Source organism: Streptomyces sp. NPDC087300, assembly GCF_044744425.1.
Classification (GTDB): Bacteria; Actinomycetota; Actinomycetes; order Streptomycetales; family Streptomycetaceae; genus Streptomyces.
The window spans coordinates 24,480-33,423 of record NZ_JBIUYI010000006.1 but is presented as its reverse complement, the minus strand read 5'-3'; the positions used below and the strand labels follow the sequence as shown (position 1 = coordinate 33,423).

The window sequence follows — 8,944 nt, the reverse complement described above, 5'->3', positions numbered from 1 at the left end:
CGTCGAGGCTGCGCAGGGCACCGGTGGCGGTGGCGGTGGCGCCGAGCGTGCGCAGGGCGTCGGGGGCGGTGGCGTTGAGGGTGTGCAGGGTGCCGGTGTCGATGGCGGCGACGGTGTGCAGGGCGTCGGGGCCAGTGGCATCGAGCGTGTGCAGGGTGCCGGTGCCGGTGCCGGGGACGGGGACGGCGACGGTGTGAAGGGCGCCGGCGGCGGTGGCAGTGGTAGTGGAGCCGGTGGGGGGCGGGCCGCTGCTGGTGGGGGTGGTTGTGGGGTCGGGCGTGGTGGGGTGCGGGAGACCCTGCCCGCTCAGCTGCCGCCCGCACCCGCCCACTTCACCGGCCGTGGCGACACCGTCCGCGCCCTGCGGAACGGGCTCACCGGGGGCCGGTCCGTCGCCGTCGTGTCCGGCATGGCCGGGGTCGGCAAGAGCGCGCTCGCCGTCCACGTCGCGCACGGACTGCGCGCGGAGTTCCCCGACGGACAGCTCTACGTCCACCTGCACGGCGCCACCCCCGGCATGACCCCCCTCACCCCCGCCCAGGCCCTCGCCTCGCTCCTGCGCGACCTCGGCGCCGAACCGCGCCGCGCCACGGAGGACGACGAGGACCCGGCCGCGGCCAGCGCGCTGCTGCGTTCGCTGCTCGCGCCCACCCGCACGCTGATGGTCCTCGACGACGCCGCGACCGCCGCCCAGGTGCGCCCGCTGCTGCCCGCGGGGCCCGGCTGCGCGGTCATCGTGACCAGCCGTTCGCCGCTGACCGCGCTCGACGGCGCCGGCCGCTTCCCCCTCGAACCGCTCTCCGAGGGGGACAGCGCCGCCCTCCTGCGCGCCGTCTCCGGACGCGAAGGGCTCGACGCGGGGCACCCCCTGATCGGGCTCTCCGGCCGCCTCCCGCTCGCCCTGCGCATCGTCGCCGCCCGGCTCGCCGCGCGCCGCGCCCTCACCCCGGACGCGCTCGCCGAACTCCTCACGGACAGCGGCGGCCGCCTGCACCACCTCGAATACGACGACCTGAGCGTCCGCTGCTCCCTCTCCGTCGCCCTCGACGCCCTGCGCACGTCGGAGCGCCAGGCCGACCGCGACGCGGCCCGCGCGCTCGCCAGGATCGGCGCGCTCGACCTGCCGACGTACGGCGTGCCGCTCCTCGCCCGCCTCCTCGACACCGACGAACTCCGCGCGGGCGCGGCGCTCGACCGCCTCGTCGACGTCGCCCTCCTCGAAGAGACCGCCTACGGCAGGTACGCCCCCCACGACCTCGTCCGCGACTTCGCCCGCGAGGCGGCGCAGGCCCCCGGGGGACCGGAGGGCGCGGGACCGTCCGTCGAACGCGTCGCGGGGACCGCCCTTCGCTGGTACGCGGAGTCCGCGCGGCGCAGCCTCCTCGCGATGGTCCCCGACGGGCTCGACCGGGCGGACCGGCTGCGGGGCGTGGCGGCACGCCTCGGGCCCGTCGCCGCGCCCGCGCCGCTGTCCATGGAGGCCGCCTTCGCCTGGGGCGACACGGAGTTGGACAACATCGTCGCCCTCGCCGAGCGGTACCACGACACGTCCGCGCTGATCCCCGTCCTGGTCCGCTGCCTATTCCCGTACCTCCAACGGCGCGGCCGCCTCACCGAGTTGGCCACGCTCGGCGCCGCCGCCGTGGCCGCGGCCCGCCGTCAGGGCGACACCGCCGACGAGGCCCAGGCCCTCGCCGATCTCGCCGGCACGCACTACATGTCGGGCCGGGGGAGCGAGGCGCTCGCCCTCAACGACGAGGCCCTCGCCCTGTGGCGCGGGCTCGGCATCGTCTCCTGCGTACGCCGCGGCCTCAACAACCGAGGTCTCCTCCTGGAGGGCCTCGACCGGTACGAGGAGTCCGCCGACGCCCTCCACCAGAGCCTGGCCCTCGCCAAGGAACTCGCCGACCCGCTCAGCGAGGCGGTCACCCTCAGCCACCTCGGCAACCTCTACGAGCACACGGACGCCCGCGCCGCCATCGCCCACCACGAACGCAGTCTCGCGATCGGCGAGGCCATCGGCCACGTCATCGTCCGCCAGTCCGCCCACTGCAACATCGGCTACGCCCACCTCACCCTCGGCGAACCGGCCGCCGCGCTCGCCCACTTGGAGGAGAGCCTGCGCATCCACGACGAGTACGAGGACTGGCACGGCGCCTCCCAGGCCCGCCTCGGCCTGGTCCGCGCCCTGCGCGAACTCGACCGCCACGCGGACGCGGGGCGCGAGTGCGCCGTGCTCCTCGACCGCGCCGAGCAGCGCGGCGACACGCACATGGCCGGACTGGCCCGGCACCAGCACGGGCTGCTGCTCGCCGCGGCGGGGCGCGGCGCGGCGGCGTACGCACAGTGGGAGTCGGCACTGCGCGCGCTGGACGGAACGGACAGCAAGGTGGCGGACGAACTCAGGGAGTTGCTGACGGCGCGGTAGTCCCGGTCACTTCGCGTCCGCGTAGCACTCGACCACCGCGATCGTGAACGGGAAACGCACCGGCGTCTCGCCGAACGCGATGCGGCCCGCCAGGTCACCGGCCGCCCGCACCGCCGCCGTCACCTGCGCCGCCTCCTCCTCGGGGCAGTGCACGATCACCTCGTCGTGCTGGAAGAACACCAGCCGCGCCCGCAGGCCCGACTCCGCGATCGTCCGCCGCAGCGCGGCCAGCATCAGCAGCGCCCAGTCCGCGGCGCTGCCCTGCACCACGAAGTTCCGCGTGAAGCGGCCCCGGGCACGGGAGTTGACCGATGCGTACCCCGGAGTGAACTCGGTGTCCTGGGCGGACGAGCCGGGTGCGCCCGCGCCGGGCGCGGGCTCCTGGGGGATGCCCGCCTCGTCGCTCTCGCCCGCCCCCGCCGCCGGCGGGCTCGTCCTGCCGAGCCACGTCCTGACGAGCCTGCCCTCCTCGCCGGCCTTCGCCGCGTCGTCCACGTACGCCACGGCCAGCGGGAAGCGGCGGCGCAGCGCCGCCAGGTTCTTCAGGCCGTCGCCCGACGTCTGCCCGTAGACCGCGCCGAGCAGGGCGAGCTTGGCGTGGTCGCGGTCGCCGGAGAACGCGCGGTCGGAGAGGCGCGTGTAGAGGTCCTCCTCGCTGCCCGCCACCTCCATCAGGCCCCGGTCGCGGGAGATCGCGGCGAGCACCCTGGGCTCCATCTGGTCGGCGTCGGCCACGACGAGCCGCCAGCCCGGGTCGGCGACGACCGCCCTGCGGATCACCTTGGGGATCTGGAGCGCCCCGCCCCCGTTGGTCGTCCAGCGGCCGCTGACCGTGCCGCCCGGGGTGTACTCCGGGCGGAAGCGGCCGTCGCGGACCCAGTCCTGGAGCCAGCTCCAGCCGTGCGCGGTCCAGATCCGGTACAGCTTCTTGTACTCGATGAGGGGCTTCACCGCCGGATGGTCGATCTCCGCGAGCTCCCAGCGGCGGGTGGACGTCACCTTGATGCCGGCCTGCGCGAACGCCTTGATGACGTCGGCGGGCAGGTCGGGGCGGACGCGGCGGCCGAACGCGGCGGACACCTCGTCGGCGAGCTCCGCGAGGCGACGGGGCTCGCCACCGCCCGCGTACCGCTCGCCGAGCATCTCGTGCAGGAGGTCGCGGTGCAGGTCGGCGCGCCAGGGCAGGCCCGCGACGGTCATCTCGGCGGCCACCAGCATGCCCGCCGACTCGGACGCGGTGAGCAGGCGCATGCGGCCGGGGTGGGCGGTGGCGTCGTGTCTTCGCTGCTGCTCGGCGTAGACCTCGACGAGGTCGGTGAGGGGGAGGGGGGTGCTGCCGCCCGGGTGGGGCTCGAAGAGGAAGAGGGAGTCCTGGGAGCCGGGTTCCGCGGCGCGGGGCGGGGGGTCCGGGGGTACGGGGGTGTTGCGGATGCGGGCGAGGGCGGCGGCCGCGGAGCGGGGTTCGCCGAGGCGGCCCTCGTGGCCGAGGAGGAGGAGCTCGGCGGCCTCGATGTCGTAGCAGCGGTCCACGCGGGTGCCGGCGGCGAGGAGGCGGGGGTAGACGGCGGGGGTGGAGCGCCAGATCCAGCGGGTGACGTGGGGGCGGCTGCGGACGGCCTCCGCGAGGTCGGGCTCGCGCAGGACGGGCCCCGCGGGCAGGCAGTCCTCCCCGAGGACGACCAGCTCGGCACCGGCGCCTTCGGTCGGGGCGATGACCCACCGATCACTCATGCGTCGAGTCTCGCACTCGGTACTGACATCGGGCGGGTGCTGGCGGGGCGGCTTGGGCGGGTGCGCTTTGTTCGTCTTGGGGGCGGGGCCGCGGGGGTATGTCCGTCCTCGCTATCCCGGTGAGCCGTTGTTGTTATGCACCTCGGCTCGTGGCTGCTTGTGCTCCGGGCAGACATACCCCCGCGTCCCCTCGGGCCGGTTGCGCGGCTGCGGCCCGGTGGGGGTTCCCGTCGCCGGGCCGCAGCCGCGCTGCAACGCCCGCTTGCGACTGCGGCCCGGCACCGCCATCCCTGTCACCTGCACCGCTGAACCGAGTGAAGAAGCCCGCCGCCTCCCTCTCACGCATCCCAAGCACCCCTGCCACCGTGCTGGATGAAGGGATCCGCCGCCTCGCTCACTCGCCCCGCCGCGCCGCACGGTCGCGGGCACGTGGTCCGCCGGGCTGGGTGAAGGGGCCCGCCGCCTCCCCCACCCACCCCATCGCGCCGCCGCAGGCACCTGGTCCGTCGCGCCGGGCGCGAGGAGTTTCCGCCGTGGGCAATCGTGCCGCTGGGGCGGCACGGGTGGGCACGGCACCACGGTGCCGAGGGGCGAGTACGGGGGCGTGGGGCACGGGGCACCCCGGCGCCGAGGGGGAGGAGCGGGGGCATCAGGCGTGGTGCCGAGGGGGGCCTGCCACGGGGGCGAGGAAGGTGCGGGAGGGAGGGGGTGGGGGCCGGTCAGAGGGATTCAACTGTCGCCGCCCTCGTCGATCAGCCTGCGTACCTCCCGGTCCACCAGACCCAGCCGCGCCTCCGCGACGAGCGGCACCGCGCGCCGCTGGCGCCGCGCCTCGTGGAAGTCGATGTCGACCGTCACCAGGCCCGGCTCCCACTTCGGCGCCTGCGCGACCACCGTGCCGCGCGGGTCGACGACGCGTGAACCGCCCCAGAACGAGGCCCCGTTCTCGTTGCCGACCCGGTTCACGAAGACCACCCAGCACTGGAGCATCCGCGCCGTGTAGGACAGCAGCGTGTCCCAGTACAGGCCCGTGTCCATCGCCTCGGGGTCCAGGCTGGCGGCGCTGTTGGTCGGGACGACGATGACCTCCGCGCCGTCCTGCACGGCGAGCCACGGCAGGACCGGCTGCCAGGCGTCGTTGCAGACGAGCGTGGCCGCCCGCCCGTGCCCGCCGGGCAGGTCGTACGCGCGCAGGTGCTGGCCGGGGCTGACGTGCTTGCGCTCCTCCCAGGCCAGGTAGTTGGGCAGGTACAACTTGCGGTGTGCGTGGAGGAGTTGACCTGACGCGTAGTACGCGGAGGTGTTGTACGCGCGCAGGCTCGTGTGCTCGTGGAAGCCGACGAGCACGTCGGGTCCGCCCGGTTCCGTGAGCGCGAGCAGGCGCGGGTCGTCCGTCGTGACCGACGTGTCCCTCTTCAGCCCGCCCAGGTGGTACCCGTGCAGGCTCAGCTCGGGGAAGACCACGAGGTCCGCGTTCTGGGCGGCCGCCTGCGCCACCTGGTCCCGCGCGGTCTCCAGGTTCTCGTCGACCTCACCCAGTGCGCAGTCGGTCTGCGCCAGCGCCACTCGCATGCCCCGAGCCTCGCAGCGCCCACCGGCCCCCGCACGCCGGGAGGGCCCGGACGGGGCGGTGAGGTGGTCGGGTGTTCTGGGCAGGGGTGGGGGGACCGGTGGGGCCCGGTGTTCCCGGTGGGGCCACGGGCCGGGCGGGACCGTGCGTCCGGCCCCGACCGGGCGCCTCCGGCCGGCCTCACCGTTTCCGGCCCGCGCCCGCGCCCACCACCCCCGCCGTCGCCGCCACCACCGCGCACACCCCCGCCGCCGCACCCACCACGTCCCACGGCACCGCCATCCCGACCGGCGCCGAGAGCCGGGCCAGACCTGCCGCCAGACCGCCCAGGCCGACCGCCGTGACCACGAGTCCGAGCAGCGCGCCGACCGCCACCGCCACCAGCGCCTCACCGGCCACCACCATCCGCACCTGCGCGGACGTGGCGCCTGCGAGTCGTAGGGAGCGCAGTTCGCCGGACCGCACCGACGCGGCCATCAACAGCGTGCTCGCCAGGGAGATCGCCGTGTAGACGAGGGAGATGCCGAGCAGCATCAGCAGGCCCAGGCGGGTCTGGGGCTTGGTGCCCGGCTGCGTCGCCGCCAGCCACTGGGTCGCGGTGCGGACCTGCCCACCGCTCGCCGACGCCAGCGCGGCGGCCGCCCCGGCGCGGTCCGCGCCCGGTTTCAGGGTGACGTCGATCCGGTCCACCGGCAGGGTCCCGGCCCGCACCGCCGTGACGTACGCGCCGTTGTTCCCGGTCCCGCGCGCCAGCACCGCCGCGATCCGCAGCCGTGCGGGGCGTCCGTCCCCGAGCCACACGTCGACGCGCTCGCCGACCCGGTGCTTCTCCCACTCCTCGTTGACGACGACGGACCGGTCGTCCAGGTCCCGTACGTCGCCCGCCACCACCGGCAGCCGCGACGTGGCGGCCCACGCGGCCACGTCACCGACCGCTCGCGCGTCCGAGCGGACCAGGGCGCTGCCTTCTTCCCGTACGAAGACGGCGGTGGTGGCGGACGGGGACGCGTCGGCCACCCCCGGTATCCCGCCTTCGGCGAGGGGCTTCAACTCCTCGCCCGTCACAATCAGTTGGGCCGACGTCTGGCGTCGCGCCTCCGTCGCCTTCGAGGCGCCCACCGTCTGCGCCGAACCGAGCAGGCTGCCCGCGAGCGCCACCGTCACCAGGACCGGGGCGGCCACGGCGGCGGTGCGGCGTACGGACGCCGTGGAGTTCTCGCGGACGAGGAGGCCGATGGCGCCCGGCAGGCGCAGGGCGCGGACGACCGGGCGTACGAGCAGCGGTGCGAGCGCGGCCGCCGCCGTGATGAGGATCATCGGCTGGGTCGTGTACGTCTTGCGCTTCAGGAGCGCGGACGGGTCCGTCGACAGGTCCTTGACCAGGAGTCCGAGCGCCAGGGCGAGCAGTGCCGTGCCGGTCAGGCGGCGGCTCCACGGCATCACGCCGCTGTCCACGGACGCGTCGCGCAGCGCTTCCGCGGGGGTGATGCGACCGGCCCGCCGCGAGGCGCTCCACGCGCCCGCGAGTACGACGGACAGGCCGGTCCAGAAGGCGAGTTGGCAGGGCCAGGCGAAGGGTGAGGTGGCGCCCTGGATCGTGAACCAGTGCGGTGCGATGCCCGCGTCGACCATGGCGTCACCCAGCAGGGGAGCGGACCGTACGCCGAGCGCGCAGCCCGCGACGGAGGCCGCGACGCCCACCGCGAGCGCCTCCCCGACGAGCTGTCCGCGCAGCTGTCCCGGCGTCGCCCCCGCCATCCGCAGCAGCCCGAACTCCCGCCGCCGCAGCGCCACGACGAAGGCGAACGTCGACGCCGTGACGAAGACGGAGACGAACGCGGCGACCCCGCCGGCCGTGCCGAGGAAGGCGTTCACGGCCACGAGTGCCTCGGCGTCCCGTGCGGTGCCGGGGTCGGCGCGGCGGCGGTCGTCGCCGGTGAGGACGAGGGCCCGGTCCCCGACCGCGTCGCGCACGGCGGACGCGGGTGCGTCGATGCCGACGGCGTCCCGCCTGTCACCGTCGAGGCGTACCGGGCCGAGCCGCCGGAGGTCGCGCAGAAGTTCGATGTCCACAGGGTGTGGATGAGCGAGCGGCTTCGACACGTTCCCGGTCGCGGGCCCGCGCCGCACGGGCACGGTCAGCGTGTCCTGCCCCATGACGACCACGGGCGACCCGGCGAACCGCACCGGCGCCCGCTCCGGCGCCCCGAGACTCGCGTCGAGCCCGAGCCCCATGGCCGCGACGAGCCCGACACCGAGGGCAACGGCGACGAAGGCACCGAGCAGACTGCTCCAACGCGCCCGCAGAGAGGCAAGAACGATCATCGCCGGACTCCTTCGGCATCGCCGTGAGCGCTGGCCGGGAACCCGCCGGCCGCGTCCCCGACGCGCCCGCTCCCCGTCCGCCCCTCCAACGTGGCCATCCGCCCCGCCACCTCCTCCACGCGAGGGTGGATCAGTTCGCTCTGCACCCTGCCGTCGACCAGGAACACCACCCGGTCCGCGTACGAGGCCGCCACCGGGTCGTGCGTGACCATGAGCGTCGTCTGGTCCTCGTGGTCCACCAACTCCCTCAGCAGGGTGAGGACTTGGCGGCTCGTCGTCGTGTCGAGCGCGCCCGTCGGCTCGTCGCCGAAGAGGACCGCGGGGCGGCTCACCAGGGCGCGGGCCAGGGCCACCCGTTGTTGCTGGCCGCCGGACAGTTCGCCTGGGCGGTGGCCGGCGCGTCCTGCCAGGCCCACCCGGTCCAGCGCTTCGTGGACCTCCGCACGGGAGGGTCTGCGCCGTGCGAGCCGCAGTGGCAGCGCGACGTTCTGTGCCGCGGTCAGCGAGGGGAGCAGGTTGAACGACTGGAAGACGAAGCCGATCAGGTCCCTGCGCAGCAGCGTCCTGCGCCGCTCGCTCAGCCCCGTCAGTTCGGTGCCGCCCACCTCGACCGACCCGGACGTCGGCCGGTCGAGCCCGGCGGCGCACTGGAGCAGCGTGGACTTGCCGGAACCGGAGGGCCCCATGATCGCGACGAAGCTCCCGGCGCGGACGGTGAGATCCACCCCGTCCAGGGCGACGACGTCGCGGTAGCTGCGGCGTACGGCACGCAGGCGTACGGCCGCCTCGGAGGCATCGGGACGGGGGTCTCGTCCCGCGGAGCGGCGGGCGAGGAGGCGGGTGCGGGCGGCTGTTTCGTTCATGGGCCAAGCCAAGCGCCGCGCGGCCCG

5 protein-coding genes and 1 pseudogene are annotated in these 8,944 nt (G+C 75.2%); 1 reads left to right on the top strand and 5 read right to left on the bottom strand.

Annotated features, from left to right (window positions below; all coding sequences use genetic code 11):
* A pseudogene (locus ACIO9J_RS25105) lies at nucleotides 1-445 on the bottom strand (hypothetical protein); the annotation flags it as partial.
* On the opposite strand from ACIO9J_RS25105, the gene ACIO9J_RS25100 reads away from it, so the two are divergent.
* Entirely contained in the window at nucleotides 410-2,428 is a 2,019-nt protein-coding gene (locus ACIO9J_RS25100) for a tetratricopeptide repeat protein (RefSeq protein WP_402003754.1), read from the top strand. The pseudogene ACIO9J_RS25105 and the gene ACIO9J_RS25100 overlap by 36 nt on opposite strands.
* A 6-nt stretch (nucleotides 2,429-2,434) precedes the next feature.
* Here ACIO9J_RS25100 and ACIO9J_RS25095 read toward each other — a convergent pair whose 3' ends face one another.
* The 4 genes from ACIO9J_RS25095 to ACIO9J_RS25080 all read right to left on the bottom strand — a co-directional run bounded on the left by ACIO9J_RS25095 (nucleotide 2,435) and on the right by ACIO9J_RS25080 (nucleotide 8,917).
* Complete coding sequence (locus tag ACIO9J_RS25095; protein ID WP_402003751.1) at nucleotides 2,435-4,159, bottom strand: bifunctional 3'-5' exonuclease/DNA polymerase; 1,725 nt, start codon at nucleotides 4,157-4,159, stop codon at nucleotides 2,435-2,437.
* 729 nt (nucleotides 4,160-4,888) lie between these two features.
* The gene (locus ACIO9J_RS25090; protein ID WP_402003748.1) at nucleotides 4,889-5,731 is read right to left on the bottom strand and encodes a nitrilase-related carbon-nitrogen hydrolase; all 843 of its coding nucleotides are present in this window, start codon (nucleotides 5,729-5,731) and stop codon (nucleotides 4,889-4,891) included.
* A gap of 178 nt (nucleotides 5,732-5,909) precedes the next feature.
* Complete coding sequence (locus ACIO9J_RS25085) at nucleotides 5,910-8,054, bottom strand: FtsX-like permease family protein (RefSeq protein ID WP_402003745.1); 2,145 nt, start codon at nucleotides 8,052-8,054, stop codon at nucleotides 5,910-5,912.
* Entirely contained in the window at nucleotides 8,051-8,917 is an 867-nt protein-coding gene (locus ACIO9J_RS25080; RefSeq protein ID WP_402003742.1) for an ABC transporter ATP-binding protein, read from the bottom strand. The genes ACIO9J_RS25085 and ACIO9J_RS25080 overlap by 4 nt, the downstream gene beginning before the upstream one ends.
* Nucleotides 8,918-8,944 lie beyond the last annotated feature (27 nt).

Coding starts and splice junctions, on each gene's coding strand:
- ACIO9J_RS25100 (WP_402003754.1), top strand. CDS start 410: ATGGCCGGGGTCGGCAAGAGCGCGCTCGCCGTCCACGTCGCGCACGGA.
- ACIO9J_RS25080 (WP_402003742.1), bottom strand. CDS start 8,917: ATGAACGAAACAGCCGCCCGCACCCGCCTCCTCGCCCGCCGCTCCGCG.
- ACIO9J_RS25085 (WP_402003745.1), bottom strand. CDS start 8,054: ATGATCGTTCTTGCCTCTCTGCGGGCGCGTTGGAGCAGTCTGCTCGGT.
- ACIO9J_RS25095 (WP_402003751.1), bottom strand. CDS start 4,159: ATGAGTGATCGGTGGGTCATCGCCCCGACCGAAGGCGCCGGTGCCGAG.
- ACIO9J_RS25090 (WP_402003748.1), bottom strand. CDS start 5,731: ATGCGAGTGGCGCTGGCGCAGACCGACTGCGCACTGGGTGAGGTCGAC.